Genomic DNA, 16,555 nt, shown 5'->3' with positions numbered 1-16,555 from the left:
GGCAAATCTTCTTCGATGGTGACGATGATTGCAGATGAGTTAAGAACGTCCCGCTGTTTCGGCAAAAGTTCCAGAGTTTCCGGACGGTCCAATAACTAGGAGAGGGCAGCACATTGGTCGCGGTGGCCATTATTGGCATTGGATGCAGGTTCCCTGGGGGTATTGAAGACGCAGAATCCTTCTGGGAGTTCGTGTTGCGCAGAGGCGACGCCGTGGCCGATATCCCGAAGGATCGGTGGGACGCGGACAAGTACTACGACCCCGATCCCGACACTCCGGGACGGATGTACACCCGGAGAGGAAGCTTCCTCACTCAAGGATTCCGCCGCTTCGATGCGGACTTCTTCGGGATCTCGCACCGCGAGGCCGCCGTTCTGGACCCACAGCAGAGGCTCCTTCTCGAAACCTCCTGGGAGGCACTCGACGACGCGGGCATCGCCGGAAAAGCCTTGGGCGGCAAAGTGGGAACGTTCATTGGCGGCTTTATGAACGACAACATGGTCAGCCGGGCACTTGCCCGCAACCTTGAGAAGATCAACAACTTCGCCGCTTTCAGCGCGTCTCAGACTTTGCTGTCCAACCGCATCGCGCATGCGCTGGATCTGTGGGGGCCGAGCATGACCGTAGACACGGCGTGCTCTTCCTCCCTCGTGACAACGCACCTCGCGGTTCGGGCGGTCGCCAGCGGTGAGTGCGATGTGGCGCTCGCGGGTGGCGTGAATGCCATGTTCCAGCCGGAAACCTTCATCACGATGTGTAAGGGCAGGTTTCTTGCCGCGGACGGCCGTTGCAAGTCATTCGATGCGGCCGCCGATGGCTACGGTCGTGGCGAGGGCGTCGGAGTCGTCGTGCTCAAAAACCTCGAACAGGCACAGCGCGACGGCGACCGTATCTATGCGGTGATCCGGGGCAGCGGGGTCAATCAGGACGGCAGAACGATAGCGCTCCCGGTGCCGAATCCGGTGTCGCAGCAGCGGCTTGCGGAGCAGGTGCTCGAGGAGGCGGGTGTCGACCCCGCCCTCGTCGGGTACATCGAGGCGCATGGCACGGGGACGAGCGTCGGCGACCCGCTGGAGGCGGAGGCGTTGGGCCTTTCGTACGGCCAGGCAGCCGGCCGCACGCAGCCTCTGCTGATTGGATCGGTGAAGAACAACTTCGGGCACACCGAGGCCGCCGCGGGCGTCGCGGGTCTGATCAAGGCCGCGCTTACCGTGCAGCGCAGGACCGTTCTGCCGCAGGTCGTCCTCGACAAGCTCAACCCCGCAATCCCGTTCGACGAGCTCGGGATTCGGATTCCGACCGAGGTTCAGGCCTACCCCGATCTGGGTGCCCCGGCGTACGCCGCGGTGAACAGCTTTGGCTATGGCGGGACCAACGCACACGTCCTTGTAGAGGAACCGCCGACGCCCGTGGCCGCGGAGCCTGCTGTGCCCGTCAGGGACAGCATCCGGATCTTCCCGGTCTCTGCCCGCAGTGGTCCCGCGCTCCACGAGGTCGCGCGGCGGTACGCCGCGCTCCTGGAGCCCGAAGAGGGCGCAGCGGGCACAGTCTCCGATGAGGCCGCGCAACGCCTGAAGACCGCGGTCACCGGTCGCAGGGCACACCATTACCTCCGTAAGGGCTTCATCTACCGCGGCGCGGATGACCTTCTCGCGCAGCTGAATTCCTATGCCGAGAGTGACGAATCGGCACCCGCGCGTGCCCTGGTCGAAGGGATCTCCGATCCCGTGCTCGTCTTCAGTGGCATGGGTCCGCAGTGGTGGGGGATGGCGCGCGGTTTGTTGGAGCGCCCTGGAGCGTTCCGCGATGCCGCCGCCGAGATCGACGCGGTATTCCAGGAGGTGTCGGGGTGGTCGGTGATCGCCGAGTTGCTGCGCGCTGAGGGTGACTCCCGTGTCAGCCGCACGGAGGTCGCTCAGCCGGCGAACTTCCTTGTCCAGGCGGCACTTGCGAAGCACCTCGAACAGTTCGGAATCCGTCCCACGGCGGTGGTGGGACACAGTGTCGGGGAGGTGGCCGCGGCGTATGTGAGCGGTGCATTGTCCCTGCGGGACGCCGCCACGGTCTCCTTTCACCGCTCCCGTCTACAGGCAAAGACGGCGGGCTCCGGCGGCATGCTCGCCGTTGGTCTCGACGCCGAGGAAGCGCAGCGCCGGGCCGCGCGCTTCGGCTCGGCGGTGTGTGTCGCGGCGGTCAACAGCGCCGCGGCGACCACGCTGTCCGGCGACTCGAAAGCCCTGCGGGCACTGCACGATGAGCTCGCCGACGATGGCGTCTTCGCCCGGATGCTGCATGTGGAGGTCCCGTATCACAGCCAGCTCATGGACCCCATCCTTGGTGAGCTCGCCGCATCGCTGGCCGGACTTGCCCCACGTCGGGCGGACGTGCCGCTGTATTCGACGGTCACCGGCGAGAAGACCGATGGTGAGGTATTCGCCGACCCGGACTATTGGTGCAAGAACGTGCGCGAAAGCGTGTTGTTCGCGAAGGCGATCGACACGCTCATCGATGACCGGTATCGAGTGTTTCTGGAGCTTGGACCACACCCGGTGCTCCTCGGGAACATTCGTGAAAGCTTTGTACGCCATAGTGTCTCGGGCGCCGCGGTCCCGACGCTGAACCGTGAGCAGGATGACGAGCAGTCGGTGCTACAAGCCGTCACCGACTTGTACGCGGTGGGCGCGATCGATGCCCCCGGCGAGGCCGATCTCTACACGAACGGCTCGGTCCCGCACATGGATCTGCCGAAGTACCCGTGGTCGCAAGAGGAACTGTGGGAAGAAGATCCCCTCACGCTGCGCGCGCGTTACGGGGACGCCGATCGCTTCGCCCTTCTCGGCGACAGGGCGGAGGCGCTGACGCCGCAATGGGAAGTGACCCTGGCTCCGGCGAACCTGCCCTGGCTGCCGGACCACACGGTCCTCGGTTCGGTCGTGCTGCCCGGAACCGCGTATCTCGATGCCGCGCTGTCCGCCGTGCGTCAACGCTCTGGCCGTGCCCAGGCCGGACTGGATTCGGTGGTCTTCGCCGTGCCGCTGGTGGTTGCCGAACACGATGCGCCGATTACCCGCCTCACCGTGGACGAGCCCACCAAGCGGTTTACCGTCAACGGCCGTTCCGCGCACACCCAGCTGTGGACGGCACACGCCAACGGCAGACTGGTCGAGGCGAATCTGGGGACGTTGCGGATCGACGTTCCGCAGTCCGAGCACGACACGATCTTCGACGGTGGAGACGTCTATAAGGGGTTGGCTGCGGTCGGACTGTCCTACGGTCCGGCCTTTCAGCGGATCCAGAGTGCGCGCATCGGTTCGGCGGGCTGCGTCGCGCAGCTGGCCAGCTCCGAAGCGGTACCCGAGCCGGGGGTTGCCCCCAAGCACGCTGTCCACCCCGCACTCGCCGACGCGGCCTTGCAGTGCATCGCGGTCCTCTTGGCCGCACGTCCGGACCTGGACATACCTCCAACGGCGCATGTTCCGGCCTCGGTGGACCGGGTGCGGCTGTACCACGAGGTGCCCGAGGACCCCATCGCGGTCGTCGAGATCACGAGCACGCAGCCGCTGCGCGCGAATGCCTATCTCGCTTCGCCCGACGGTGACGTGGCCCTGGCTATGACCGGAGTGACACTGCGACCCGTGGGAGCGGCGTCGGACCCGCTGTCCGAGCTTGAGCAGTACTTCTATGAGCCTCGGTGGGAGCGGTTCGACGAGGAGTCGGAAGGGCAAGAGGGACAACGTGTCCCGGCGCCTGTTACCGCTGCTCGCGCGGCGAACGCGATCGTTGAGATCGGGGACGTCAGCGCAACTGTCGCCGAAGGCGTCCGCCGCGCGGCCGGAGCCGGTGTGGCGATCCAGCGCGCCGACGCGCAGCAGGGGGCAGATCTCGCCGAGGCGTTCGGGGAAGCGTTGCGCGCAGACACGTTCTTGCGCGTGCTGGTGGCTGTCGGCTCCGGGAAGTCCTCGGTAGAGAACCTTCATCAACTCGTCGTGGTCGCGCAGGCGTTGCGGACGGTCATGGAGGCCGAGACCGAGCGCGGTGTGGTGAATCCGGACGTGCAGGTCGTCGTCGTGAGTACGCATGCCTTCCTGGCGCCGGGCGATCGAGGCCTCGTCCTGGACCAGGCCACGCTCGTGGGGGCGCGCCGGGTGTTGGCGAACGAGCAACATCCCGCCAAGTGGTCTCTGGTGGACCTGTCTGATTCGGTCACCGCAGACCAAGTGGCCGCAGAGATCAGCGCGATGAATCGAGCGGAAGAAGTCGCGGTACGCGCGGGTGTGCGGTGGACCCAGCGGATGCGTCGGTCGCTGTCCGAACTCGTCGCGCCGTGGGAAGAGGCATTCGAGCCCACAGACCCGGACGTGGCCTATGAGGTGCAGATCCCGGATACGCGGACGCTCAAGGACATCGCGCTCCGTGCATGCGATCGCGTCGAGCCGGGACCCCGGCAAGTGGAGGTCCGAGTCGAGACTCTCGGACTCAACTACAAGGACCCGCTGAAGGTCCTCGGGATCCTGACTGAGCGTGAACTCGGCGAGACGTATTTCAAGCTGGATCCCGGCATGGAGGGTTTCGGTGTTGTCACGCGCGTCGGCTCCGCGGTCAGCGAACTTCGGGTCGGCGAGAGCATCGCGGTCGCGGAGCGGGGTCTGCTGCGCCGCTACTTGACCTTCGACCTCGATGGTGGCGCGGCGTGGGAGCGGATAGGCGAAGAGCACCTCCAGCGTGAGGATTTCGATCCGCTGGCGGTGGGTTCCGGTGTTCCGTTCTTCACGGCGGGCTACGCCTTCTACAAGCTCGCCGATCTGCAGCCCGGCGAGACGGTCCTCATCCACGGTGCGGCGGGCGGCATGGGTATGGGCGCCGTGCAGATCGCGGTCAACATGGGTGCGGTCGTGTACGCGACCGCTGGCAGCGAGGAGCGTCGGCATGCGGCGCTGGAGCTCGGCGCCACCGCGGCCTTCGACTCGCGGTCGGTCGGGTTTGTCGACGACATACTGCGGATCACCGAAGGGCGCGGGGTAGACGTCATCTACAACTCGTTGCCCGGGGAGATGATCGCCCAGAATTTCGCGGTCGCCGGGGAGTTCTGCCGGATCATCGAAATCGGGAAGGCGGACATCTACTTCGGTGGAGCGATGGATCTCAAGCCGTTCAGCGGCAACCTGTCGTTCCACGCGATCGACATGGACCGCATGCTGCGGCTGCGTCCGGAGACGTTCCGCGAGCTCAGGCGCGAGTGCACCGAGATGCTCACCTCGGGCAAGCTCACCCCGCTCCCGTTCACGCGGTTCCCGATCGACGAGGTCGTAGGGGCGTTCGAGGCGGTGTTCCGGGCAGCGCACATGGGCCGGATCGTGCTGGATCTGCGCGATCAGACGCCCAAGCTGCTGCCGCGCAAGCCAGATCCGGCGCCGGTGCGTCCCGGCCACTCCTACCTCATCAGCGGTGGATTCGGCGGCTTCGGGTTGGCCACCGCACGCTCGTTGGCCAGGTCCGGGGCGACCCATCTGATCCTCGCGGGGCGCAGCGGCGCCACGACGGACGTTGCGCGAGCGCAGATCGAGGCGCTCAGGGCCGCCGACGTCGACGTGTGGGAAGAGCGGATCGACATCAGTGACTACGACCAGGTCGCGGATCTGATCGCGAAGGTGGAGGCCTCGGGCCATCCGCTGCGCGGCGTCTTCCATGCCGCCGCGGTGGCTCATGACGAGGTGCTCGCGGATATCAGCGCGGCGTCCTTGTACAAGGTGTTCGGGCCCAAGGTCGAGGGTGCGCTCAACCTCGACAGGGCCACGCGCGAGCACGATGTACTACTCGACCACTTCGTGCTGTACTCCTCGATCAGTGGCCTCATCGGCATCGTTCCGCAGCTGACCTACGCGGCGGCGAACAGTACGTTGGACGGCCTCGCTCAGGCGCGGCACGCGGCCGGACTACCTGCGCTTTCGGTGAGCTGGGGTGCGATGAGCGGCGGTGGCATGGCCGAGGTTGAGGCCATTGTGAAGTTTCTCGATTCGGTCGGGCTGCGCCGCCTCAACATGGACCTCGGGGCGACGCTCATGCACGAGTGCTCCCGTTTCCAGCTTCCGCACGTCGCCATCGCGGGTGTCGATTGGGGGGTCTTGCGCACGCCGCTGCCCTCGACGGCCAAGAGCACGCGCTTCGCGCATCTGTCCGCTGAGGCTGCCGCCGTGTCGAACGAACAGGCCGCCTTCCGCGCGGCGGTGTTGGCACTGCCGGAGGAAGAACGCGGCCCGATGGTCACCAAGGAACTGGCCAAGGAACTCGCCAACGTGCTCAAGGTTGACGTGGACAGTATCGACCCCACCGGGCCGATCGCCGACCTGGGGATCGACTCCCTCATGGCGGTGGAGTTCGCCGCCCGTGCCGGCAAGCAGTTGAACATCCAGATCAGTGCGTTCCAGTTCACCCCCGACCTCACCCTCGAGGCTGTCGGTGCCCGCGTCGCACTACTCATTGCGCAAGGGGTCGGCGATCCCGAGCACGACGCGATATAGGAGATCCGCGTGACTGTTGCGACTCCGCGTGAATGTTGGTGGTGGCCCAGGGCTTATCAACCGTCCCTGCCCACCGTGTTGTTCTTTCCGGGCGCCGGGGCCAATCACGCCGGTGAGCAGCACCTGGTTCCGCATCTGGCGGGGGTGAATTTCGGGGTGTGGCGGATGCCGGGGCGCAGTACCCGGTCGACCGAGCCATCGCCGGAGAGTCTGCGCGCGCTGTCGGAGGACTGCGCGTCGGCGATCATCGGGCTCGGCTGCCGTCGACCGGTCCTCGCGGGAAAGAGTTTCGGCGGGCTGTTCGGCTACACGGTGTGTCAGGCATTGGAGTCACGGGACTTCGCGGTGGGCCGGTTCGTCCCGGTGGTGAGCGGGCATCCGTCTTTGTGGCGAATGGATGCTCTCTACGCCAAGACCCGGGGCCATAACCCGAAACAACACGCGCTCTGGAGGCTCACCAACGACGAGCAGCGCGGGGCGTGGCCGCCGAAGAAGATAGCGGATGAGTCGCTGCTGGAGCAGGCTCGGCTGCATGCGGTGATCGATTTCAGTCTTGGCCTGCAATCGATTTCGCGCCGCCGGATCCAAACACCGATCACCGAGGTGAGCGCAAAGGACGATGAGGTGATCCCGAAGTTTGCACCGCCGCGCCGATGGGCTCCGTACACGAAGGGGGAGTTCACGAGCATCCTCGTGAGAGGCGGGCACTACTTCTACTGGTCGAACCCGCAGGCCTTGGCGAGCATCTTGACGCACGAGGCAGACCTCGCCCTCGGCGGCTCGTACTCCTACTAGGCGCCGAGGCAAGCGTCGTATTAGGGGGTTTCGCGCTGGCAGTCCGGGCCGGTGTACTGCCAGTTCGGGTTGCTTGAGTATTCGCAGCCCGGGCCCACGTACTTCCAGTTCGGGGCTGGGGCAGGCAGTCGCCCGCCTTCGCCCTGCCAGTTGCGGCCGGAGTATCGCCAGCCCCACGCGTCGAACCAGCTGTCGGGGTTGACGCACCCTTCGACGTTCCCGGGTCCCCACGGGGGTGGGGGTGAGGGATACGGTCCGTTAAAGCACACATCCGTGGGGGCGGGGGTCGGCTGCGCCGACGCCGGGCCCGCGCTCAACAGAGCGATCGGGGCGGCGATGACGCCTGCTGCTAACACGGCCTGCCCGACCATGATGATCTTGTTCATCGCACAACCTCCGACGTTGGATGCCGCTGTGATTCCTAAGATTAGCGCACTATCGCGCGTTTTCTTGGTAATTGTGGCAATTGCGCTCGTTGGCATATCACCACGCCAACCGCCGTACGTCGCACCTGGGCTACCAGCCGTGTTGTCGATCAGAAGGGTGCCGACATCCCGCTCGCGGCGGAGGCCGATCGGTTCGCTGACCCCGACGTCATGAACCCTGTGAAAGCTTGCCGCGCCGAGGGGCTGCCGAGTCACCGCTACGCTCCTGAGACGTGGCACGTCGCAAACACGCTCAGCCCTGCAAGTGGTGCGGGCGCGAAGTCGATGACGCAGAGCTGGGTCGGCGGCGGCAGTATTGCCGCCAGTCCTGCCGTCAGCGCGCGTACGAACAGCGCGCGGCAGTCAAGGGCACCTCGGTGCCTGCGGATGCTGTGGTGCTGACCGCCGACGAAGCGACCGATCTGGCCGATCGGGTGTATCAGGCGAGGTGTGCGGCCGAGGACGTCGCGACGGCCGTCGAAGAGGGCGCGACCCAGGACCAGCTGCGCCAGTTGTGCGAAGAATTGCTGCGCGCCACCAAGGCTGCCGACGGCTGGCGCTAGTTCCGTCGTTCACCTCGGGTGCGGGATACCCGTCGAATCAGCGCGATATTAAGTCTTCACGGAATCCAAACGCGCCCATAGTTTGTCAACACCTGTCGATACCTTGTCGATGCTAGGCGCCGACCCGTGAGGATTCCCGAGCTTTTCATGACCACCCGTAATACGTCGGTGGTCGCCGCGGCGACTGACACCGACGCCCCGATATCCACCCCGTCCCGGCGAGAGTGGATCCTCAATCGGCGCTGGGAGATCATTCGATTTCTTTCGCCGTTCGTGGTGCTGCTTGTTTGGCAAGCGGGGAGTGGCTGGGGTCTGATCGATCCGGACATCCTGCCGGCGCCGTCGACGATCGCGCACGCCGGAATCGAGTTGGTCGGCAACGGTCAGCTCGCCGAGGCGCTGCGGGTCTCCGGAATCCGTGCCGCCGAAGGACTGTTGCTGGGTGGCTTGGTAGGCGTGGTGCTGGGGGCGGCGGTAGGTTTGTCGCGGCTCGTCGATGCCGTGGTGGACCCGACCATGCAGATGGTTCGGGCGCTGCCACACCTCGGGCTCATCCCGCTGTTCATCCTGTGGTTCGGAATCGGTGAGCTTCCCAAGGTGCTGATGGTGGCCCTCGGGGCCGCCTTCCCTCTGTACCTCAACACCACCTCCGCGATCCGGCAGGTTGACCCCAAACTTTTCGAAACCGCACAGGTACTTGGGTTTTCGTTCTGGCAGCGGTTGCGCGTCATCATCATCCCCGGTGCTACTCCGCAGGTGCTCGTCGGGCTGCGTCAATCCCTGGCGTTGTCCTGGCTGACGCTCATCGTCGCCGAGCAGATCAACGCCGACGCCGGGGTGGGCTTCCTTATCAATAATGCGCGCGATTTCCTGCGTATCGACGTCATCATCTTCGGGCTCGTGGTCTACGCACTGTTGGGCATTGTCACGGACGCCATTGTGCGCGTGCTGGAACGGCGTGCGCTGCGGTACCGATCATGAAAGGTACATCATGACAGCGATTTTCGAGATTACTGAACTGTCACGGCAATCTGCTGTACCGGCGGCCGAGCTGACATCGGTCACCAAATGGTACGGACGCAATCGCGTTCTCGATGACGTCTCACTGCGGGTGGGCCGTGGCGAGATCGTCGCATTGGTGGGCCGCAGTGGTTCGGGCAAGTCGACGGTACTGCGGGTGCTGTCCGGGTTGGCCGGCGACTACGAGGGCGAACGCCAGGTGCTGGGCGCTCCCGCGGTGGCATTCCAGGAGCCACGACTGTTCCCGTGGCGTTCGGTGCGCGACAACGTGCTGTACGGGCTCGCCCGCACCAAGTCGTCCAAGGCGGAAGCGCTTTCCCGCATCGATCGGGCCCTTGATGAGGTGGGGCTTGCAGACAAGGCACAAGCCTGGCCGCTGACACTCTCGGGCGGGCAGGCGCAACGCGTGTCCCTGGCGCGTGCACTAGTCGCGGAGCCGCAGCTGCTGCTGCTCGACGAGCCCTTCGGCGCACTCGACGCGCTCACGCGACTATCCATGCACCGACTGCTTTTGAACCTGTGGCGAGAGCATGAGTTCGGCGTGCTGCTGGTCACTCACGATGTGGACGAGGCGATATCGCTGGCCGACACCATTCTGGTGCTGGATGAGGGCCGACTGGTGCACATATTGCGCATCGGCAATCCCCGTAAACCGCATGGCAAGCACGACGCCGAAACCGAGAAATACCGAGGAGGGCTCCTTGCGCAGCTTGGTGTTTAAGTCAATCGTCAGCGCGGCCGCCTTCCTGCTATCCCTGACGGCCTGCGCCTCCGGCCGCGACGCCAAGAGTGATTCCGCTGTGCCGCCGCTTGTCCCGCTCTCGGAACTGGCGAGCCTCAGCCTGCGGGTGGGCGATCAGAAGGGTGGCACCGAGTCGCTGCTGCGGGCGGCGGGTGAACTGGACAACGCACCGTACAAGGTCGAATTCTCCACCTTCACCTTTGGCCCCCCGCAGATTGAGGCGCTGACCGCGGGCAAGATCGACTTCGCCGTCACCGGCAACACACCGCCGATCTTCGGCGCCGCGTCCAAGGCGAGAATCAAAGTGGTGTCCGGGTATACGAATGACGCCCGCGGTGACCAGATCCTGGTTGCCGACACCTCACCGATCCATTCCGTGGCGGATCTGCGGGGTAAGAAGGTGGCTGTCGGGAAGGGGAGTTCGGCGAACGGTCACCTGCTGCTTCAGCTGCAGAAGGCCGGTCTCACCATCAAGGACATCCGGCCGGTGTTTCTGCAGCCGGCCGATGCGTTCACCGCACTGAGTCAGGGACAGGCCGACGCGTGGGCGATCTGGGACCCCTACACGGCGTTGGCCGACAAACAGCTGAAGGTTCGCACCTTGGTGACCGCGACCGGCGTCGCGAACGGGTACGGATTCGGTGTCGCATCGGAGGTGGCGCTGCGTGACGCTCAACGCAATACCGCACTGTCTGACCTGGTGCAGCGCATCGCGCGTGCCAGCGCATGGGCCCAGGCCCATCCACAGGAGTGGTACGGAAAGTATGCCGCCGCAATCGGAATCGACCCTGCGGCAGCAGAGCTGGCGCAGTCGCGCAGCCTGCGGCAACCGATACCGCTCGACGGCGAGGTGACGGGCTCGGAGCAGAAGCTGGCTGACCTGTTCGCGCAGTCGGGCCAGATTCAGGGCAAGCCCACGTTCTCCGATTTCGTCGACAACCGCTTCAACGACGTCCTCACGCAGTACTTCGCCAAGTCTGAATAGACCGCACATCGCATCCCACGCAAGGAGAGCAATTCCCGTGGCCGCCAAGTTCTTCTGGTTCCTGCCCACCAATGGTGACAGCCGTTCCATCGTGGGCGCCTCGCATGCGTCATCGCATCACACCATCCCGGTGGGGTACCGCGAGCCGAGCCTGCGTTATCTCGGCGAGATTGCCCGCGCCGCGGACCGATTGGGCTTCGAGGGTGTGCTGACTCCCACCGGCACGTGGTGTGAGGACGCATGGCTCACGGCTTCGGCGCTGCTGGAGCAGACCGAACGCCTGAAGTTCCTCGTGGCCTTTCGGCCGGGATTGGTGCCACCGACACTGGCCGCGCAGCAGGCGGCCACATTTCAGCGGTTCTCGGACGGGCGGCTGCTGCTGAACGTCGTCAGCGGCGGTGACGATACCGAGCAGCGCCGTTTCGGTGATTGGCTTACCCACGACGAGCGCTACGAGCGCACCGGGGAGTTCCTGCAGATCGTCCGGGATATCTGGAAGGGCGAACCCGTCGACTATTCGGGAAAGCACTACACGGTGACCGATGCGCGCGTATCGGAGCCGCCAACACCGTTGCCGCAGTTGTATTTCGGTGGATCGTCTCCGGCGGCACTGCCCATCGCCGCGGAGCATGTCGACGTGTACCTTACCTGGGGTGAGCCGCCCGCGGCCGCGGCCGCGAAGATCGAGACGGTGCGCGCGTTGGCCAAGGAGCGTGGGCGCAACCTGCGATTCGGCATCCGCCTGCACACGATCAGCCGCGACACCTCCGAGGCGGCCTGGGCCGTCGCGAACTCTTTGGTGGGGGAGCTGACCCCTGATCAGGTCGCCGCGGCGACGGCGCTGCATTCCACATCCGAATCCGAAGGGCAGCGGCGCATGACGGCGCTGCACGGCGGCCGCCTGGACAAACTGGAGATTTATCCGAACCTGTGGGCGGGCGTCGGGCTGGTGCGTGGCGGTGCGGGCACGGCGTTGGTGGGCAGCCACGAAGAGGTCGCCAACCTGATTTCCGAGTACCACGCGCTCGGGTTCGACGAGTTCATCCTGTCGGGATACCCACACCTGGAAGAGGCGTACTGGTTTGCCGAGGGTGTGCTTCCGCTGCTCAAAAAGCGGGGAGCGCTGGCCGTCTAGCCCAGGCCCGCGCTGTCGTCGTCGAGGTCGTTGCGCTGCAACCCCATTGGTGTCGATGCCGGCAGATCACCACCCGCGATGACCTGCCGTGTGATCGGCGTGAGCGCCTGAAAGAGCCTCTCCACCTCGGCGTCGGTCAGGGCGTCGAGCACCGGCAGTGACACCCGGTCGGTTCGGCTCTCGATATCGGTCTTCAGTGCCCGGCCCTCTGGCGTCAGCTCACCGCCGTCGTCGAGCAGGCCGCGCCGAGTCAGGTTCTGTTCGATGGTCGCCCACTCGCTGTCGTCATAGTCGCGGCTGCGCATGATGCCGTCCTTGGTAGCCCGTCCCGCCGCAACCTGAAACACGTTCGATTCACGGCCGTCGATGCCCGCGGCGACCAACGCGGCAACATGGGCGTCGCCACGCTGCTCGCGGAGCAGAGTCGCGGCATGCCACAGCGCCGCGACGGGTTCATCGGGCCACGGAACGGCGGTGAGCGCCGCGTATAAGGGGCGCCCAGCGGGCGAGGCTGTGCGGGCCGCCTTGCCGAGTAATTTGGCTGCGGTGCGCAGATTGTCGTCATCGGTGAGGCCGTAGCGCCGCAACGCCGCGACGGAGCCGGTCTGACGCGCGGCCAGTGCCTGCTCGGGGCTGATGGTTTCCCAGGCGCCGTCGAGTGATTTTGCGACTCGGAATGAGGCGAAGTTGTAGAAGACGGCCTCGACGACTCTGGGGGTCACCCTGCCCAGGGGCGCCGATCGGGTAGCGAAGTATCCGCGCCAGAATCCCCGGTAGCCGAGCTCGTCGGCGGCGGCACGTGCTTCGGGGGCGAAGTACGTGATGCCGTGTACCGGCTCGAAACGTTCGTAGAGACGCCGGGCGAGGGCGTGTGGACGTGCCATCGATCCAGTGAACCACGGGGCGCCCGCGCGGATTGTCGAGTCCGGTGCGGTTGTCGGTGCGGGCTCGTAGGGTGGTCTCATGGGATTGAGTGTGGAAGAACGACAGGCATTTCTGGCCGAGCCCCACGTGGCGGCAATCTCGGTGAGTGCTGGGGCGGACCGCGCTCCGCTGACCGTGCCGATCTGGTACTTCTACACCCCGGGTGGCGATCTCTGGATTCCGACGGGCAAGGGATCGCGCAAGCATCAGCTGATCGAGGCCGCGGGTCGGCTGACGCTCATGGTCGACCGTGAGCAGCCGACGGTGCGGTACGTGAGCGTCGAGGGACCGGTGACCAAGGTCGTAACGCTCGAGCCCGACCAGCATCGGCAGGTGGCCGCCCGGTACATCCCGGAGGAGCTGCTTGACGGGTATCTCAAATACTCGGAGGGGTACGGCGAGCAGATCGCGGTTTATGTCTCCCCGGAGCACTGGCTCTCGGCGGACCTCGGCGGCCCGGAGAACTGGGGTTAGTGTTCCCGGTCAGTCACCGGGGCATCGGGAACTGTTCGGTTCCTGGATCCCCCGCAGGTATGACGGGCAGTGTGAGTGTGGACGGGTGCTCCGCATCATGCAGGATTGTCTGTGTGGCGGTGCGCAGCTCGGAGTTCTGCCCGAATGGTGCGCCCGTGTTCGGGTTGGGCGCGTACTGCGGGAAGTCGCTGCTGGAAATCTCCAGTCGGATGCGCTCACCGACACGGAACTGGTAGCTCACCGGCCATACGTCGATGCGGTACCTGTGCGGCCGGCCCACCGCAATGGGGCGTAGCTCGGATAGTGATTGTGCCAGCGAGGTGCGGACAACTCCGTTGTTGAGATTGACGGCGGCACCATCGGATTGCACGACAACCAGTTTCGCGGTGAAGTCGGTGTCGGGGGCCGAGGATGCGGCCCATAGGTCGACGCTGATCGGTCCGGTGACCTCGGTGTCGGTGGTGAGCGGCTCGCTGGTGTAGGTCAGTACATCGGGGCGCTGTTCCACGGTGGTCTGGTCGTAGCGACCTTCCGGAGCCGAATCCGCGGCGCAACAGGAGTGTCCGCCCGCACTTGGTACCGGATTGGCCGGGTCGTAGCGGTAGGTGTCGGGCGGATCATGGGGTGAGGCCGAATTGCTGAGCCTTCCCTCGTGCTTCGCGCCGGGACCGCCGAGGTGATACACGGTCCAATTCGTCTGCGGCAGCGGCCAGGCGGGGGCGTTCTTCCACCGGTCGGCGCCCATCAGGTAGTAGTCGACGCGGGGTGACCCGGAGGCGACACCATTGTCCGTGCCCTTGAGGAAGTGGTCGAACCATGCCAGTTGCAGCTCGTTCACTGGGCTGCTTGCGCCGGTTCCCGGGCTCTTCAATAGTGTTGAAGGACTGGATGTTTCACGGCCCCAGGCCAGATGATCCCAGGGGCCGATGACAATGCGCTGATGTCGGCGCGCCTCCGGCGACCCGCCACGTGCGGACATGCCGGCGAAGTTCTCCAGGCCGCCGCGCAGGAAGGCGTCGTACCAGCCCTCGAAGTGCAGCACCGGCACCTTCACGTTCTCGTACCGATCCCGGATGCTCCACCGCTTCCAATACTCGTCGCGGGTTGAATGCCGGATCCACTCGAAATACCACGGCGCGACGTGGGGATTGCCTGGCTGCATCGGTGGAAGATCCTGGTATGGAAGGAAATTGAGCCAGCGATCACGTTCTTTGTCAGCGGCCTCCAGTTGTTCGACGGCCGCCTCATCGCCCCGGTTCTTCGCTGCGGTGGTGGCGATCGTCTCGATCGCCCACGGGAGCACGAAGCCGAGCCGGAACGCGCCGCCCTCGTATGTCCATCCGTCGTAGTAGTCGGAGGCCGTGTTGGACGGAACGATGGTGGTCAGGTGTGGGGGAGTTGTGGTGGCGGCGAGCCATTGTGTGGCACCGACATACGAGGACCCGTACATTCCGACCTTGCCGGTGGAACCGGGTATTCCGGCGGCCCACTCAACGGTGTCGTAACCGTCGTTGCCGTCATTGCCGAATTCGGTGAATATCCCGTCCGAAGCGCCTTGACCCCGAACATCCTGCACCACAACGAGATAGCAATGCGAGGCGAACCAGCCGGGAGTCTGGAACCGCGAGGGCTTGACCTGCGCGCTGCTCTTGCCGTACTGGGTGCGCATCAGGATGACCGGCACTGGGTCCTTGAGCTTGGGACGGTAGATATCCGCGCGCAGGATCGTGCCGTCGCGCATGGTCGCCGGTACGTCGGTCTGCTTGGCGACCGCACAGGGCCCGCCGCCGTCCGCCGGTGGCCAGGAGGTGCGACCGGGACCCTCGTGGCCGCACGCCGTGAGAATGAGGCCCAGAATGGCGGCGAAAATTGCCAGACGTCTGGCCGAACCTGCGATCACCCCGAAAGGGTACCGAGGACGGGTCAAACCCCGATTCCGGAAATGGGGGATCGAGTGTCGCGACAGCTCGCCGATGACATCACAGGGCTAGCGCACCCAGGTGCGCTAGCCCTCGTGCTCAGACCAGCGCCGGTGCCTCGTCCTGCTGCGTGAGGTTGTCCAGGAACTCCTCGGTGACTGCGGTGCCGACTCCGCCGAAGGTGTCGGACGACAGCGGGTTCATCGCCTCCAGGACGGGCAGGTGCTCGCCCCAGCACGGTGTCAGCCCGGCCCACGGTGCGCGGGACTCAGGCTTCTCCTGTGTACGCAGTGCGCACACCACGGTCAGCCGCGGAGCCTCGGTGGTGCCGGTGAGCTCAAGAGTGGTCCAGCGCTCCGGCAGCGACGCGTTCCAGATGTTCCCGAGGGTGTCCGGCAGATTCCCGTTCACCGTGGCGCGGTAGGCGGCCAGGTAACCGCGATCGTCGGCGACCGCTCGCGATCCCTCCTTGACCTCCGCGGGCAGCGGCGCATCCGGGGTGTCGACCGCATTGACCTGCCAGCCCAGCTCGCGCAGGTGATCGGAGAGTCGGCGCCCCACGATATCGGCGCTCTCGCGCAGCGGGATTCGCGGAGACCGTGCCTGCAGTGCGGCGAGATTGCCCGCGGCACTCAGGGTCAGGCTCACCCAGGTCTTGCCCTTTGCGCCGACGACATCGGCGGTGGTGACACGGATCGATGAGCAGCGCATGCCGTAGCGGTCCAGGTATCCGGCGAGAAGCCCGACCGGGATCTCCTCACCGGATACGGGTGCCTTGACCTCGAGTGCCACGGTGGTGCGCGCGTCGACTCCCGCCGCGACGACCTGTGCGGTGCTCGACGGGGAACGACGAGAGAACCTACGGGTCAGCATCTTCGTGAACCGTCCGAGAATGTCGGTAAGGAAGGTGCCACGCCACCACACCAGCAGAACCAGCACCAGCACCGCAGCGGTGATCGCGATCCAGCGGTCGGCCGGGTCTCGACGGTAGAGCGCGAACGCGCCCGCGGCGACCAGCGTTGCCACCAGGGTCAGCCGCAGTGTGCACGGCACCG

12 protein-coding genes are annotated in these 16,555 nt (G+C 65.6%); 8 read left to right on the top strand and 4 right to left on the bottom strand.

The window, feature by feature from the left end:
- The first annotated feature begins 113 nt into the window (after positions 1–113).
- Together B4383_RS12270 and B4383_RS12265 are read left to right on the top strand one after the other, a co-directional pair.
- A complete protein-coding gene (locus tag B4383_RS12270) occupies positions 114–6,518 on the top strand; it encodes a type I polyketide synthase (protein ID WP_078292109.1) in 6,405 nt (2,134 codons plus the stop codon).
- 75 nt (positions 6,519–6,593) lie between these two features.
- Positions 6,594–7,313, top strand: coding sequence for an alpha/beta fold hydrolase (locus B4383_RS12265; RefSeq protein WP_078292112.1), 720 nt, complete (start codon positions 6,594–6,596; stop codon positions 7,311–7,313).
- Between the two features lie 20 nt (positions 7,314–7,333).
- Here the strand turns inward: B4383_RS12265 and B4383_RS12260 are convergent, their stop codons facing one another.
- Entirely contained in the window at positions 7,334–7,699 is a 366-nt protein-coding gene (locus B4383_RS12260; RefSeq protein ID WP_078292113.1) for a hypothetical protein, read from the bottom strand.
- 272 nt (positions 7,700–7,971) lie between these two features.
- On the opposite strand from B4383_RS12260, the gene B4383_RS12255 reads away from it, so the two are divergent.
- The 5 genes from B4383_RS12255 (at position 7,972) to B4383_RS12235 (ending at position 12,183) form a co-directional block, all read left to right on the top strand.
- The gene (locus B4383_RS12255; RefSeq protein WP_078292114.1) at positions 7,972–8,301 is read left to right on the top strand and encodes a hypothetical protein; all 330 of its coding nucleotides are present in this window, start codon (positions 7,972–7,974) and stop codon (positions 8,299–8,301) included.
- A gap of 147 nt (positions 8,302–8,448) precedes the next feature.
- Positions 8,449–9,282 (top strand): ABC transporter permease, encoded by an 834-nt coding sequence (locus B4383_RS12250; protein WP_078292166.1) that lies wholly within the window; start codon positions 8,449–8,451, stop codon positions 9,280–9,282.
- A gap of 10 nt (positions 9,283–9,292) precedes the next feature.
- Entirely contained in the window at positions 9,293–10,042 is a 750-nt protein-coding gene (locus tag B4383_RS12245) for an ABC transporter ATP-binding protein (protein WP_078292168.1), read from the top strand.
- On the top strand, positions 10,023–11,048 hold the full coding sequence (locus B4383_RS12240; RefSeq protein WP_286150650.1) for an ABC transporter substrate-binding protein: 1,026 nt from the start codon (positions 10,023–10,025) through the stop codon (positions 11,046–11,048). The genes B4383_RS12245 and B4383_RS12240 overlap by 20 nt, the downstream gene beginning before the upstream one ends.
- A 37-nt stretch (positions 11,049–11,085) precedes the next feature.
- Positions 11,086–12,183, top strand: a complete 1,098-nt coding sequence (locus B4383_RS12235; protein WP_078292117.1) for an LLM class flavin-dependent oxidoreductase — start codon at positions 11,086–11,088, stop codon at positions 12,181–12,183.
- On the opposite strand, the gene B4383_RS12230 is transcribed toward B4383_RS12235, so the two are convergent.
- Positions 12,180–13,067, bottom strand: a complete 888-nt coding sequence (locus B4383_RS12230) for a hypothetical protein (RefSeq protein WP_078292119.1) — start codon at positions 13,065–13,067, stop codon at positions 12,180–12,182. The two genes, B4383_RS12235 and B4383_RS12230, sit on opposite strands and share 4 nt — an antisense overlap.
- Before the next feature lie 79 nt (positions 13,068–13,146).
- On the opposite strand from B4383_RS12230, the gene B4383_RS12225 reads away from it, so the two are divergent.
- Positions 13,147–13,581, top strand: a complete 435-nt coding sequence (locus B4383_RS12225; RefSeq protein ID WP_078292121.1) for a pyridoxamine 5'-phosphate oxidase family protein — start codon at positions 13,147–13,149, stop codon at positions 13,579–13,581.
- A 13-nt stretch (positions 13,582–13,594) separates the two neighbouring features.
- On the opposite strand, the gene B4383_RS12220 is transcribed toward B4383_RS12225, so the two are convergent.
- Positions 13,595–15,451, bottom strand: coding sequence for a CocE/NonD family hydrolase (locus tag B4383_RS12220; RefSeq protein ID WP_078292169.1), 1,857 nt, complete (start codon positions 15,449–15,451; stop codon positions 13,595–13,597).
- A 148-nt stretch (positions 15,452–15,599) separates the two neighbouring features.
- Positions 15,600–16,553 (bottom strand): type VII secretion protein EccE, encoded by a 954-nt coding sequence (gene eccE, locus B4383_RS12215; RefSeq protein WP_078292124.1) that lies wholly within the window; start codon positions 16,551–16,553, stop codon positions 15,600–15,602.
- Positions 16,554–16,555 lie beyond the last annotated feature (2 nt).

Origin of the sequence: Mycobacterium sp. D16R24, from assembly GCF_002013385.1 — a bacterium.
GTDB lineage: Bacteria > Actinomycetota > Actinomycetes > Mycobacteriales > Mycobacteriaceae > Mycobacterium.
The sequence above is the reverse complement of the archived record's forward strand: the minus strand, read 5'-3'. Positions and strand labels throughout refer to the sequence as shown.

Excerpts from the sequence above, each read along its gene's own strand:
- B4383_RS12230 (WP_078292119.1), bottom strand. The coding sequence starts at position 13,067 with ATGGCACGTCCACACGCCCTCGCCCGGCGTCTCTACGAACGTTTCGAG.
- B4383_RS12245 (WP_078292168.1), top strand. The coding sequence starts at position 9,293 with ATGACAGCGATTTTCGAGATTACTGAACTGTCACGGCAATCTGCTGTA.
- B4383_RS12260 (WP_078292113.1), bottom strand. The coding sequence starts at position 7,699 with ATGAACAAGATCATCATGGTCGGGCAGGCCGTGTTAGCAGCAGGCGTC.
- B4383_RS12225 (WP_078292121.1), top strand. The coding sequence starts at position 13,147 with ATGGGATTGAGTGTGGAAGAACGACAGGCATTTCTGGCCGAGCCCCAC.
- B4383_RS12250 (WP_078292166.1), top strand. The coding sequence starts at position 8,449 with ATGACCACCCGTAATACGTCGGTGGTCGCCGCGGCGACTGACACCGAC.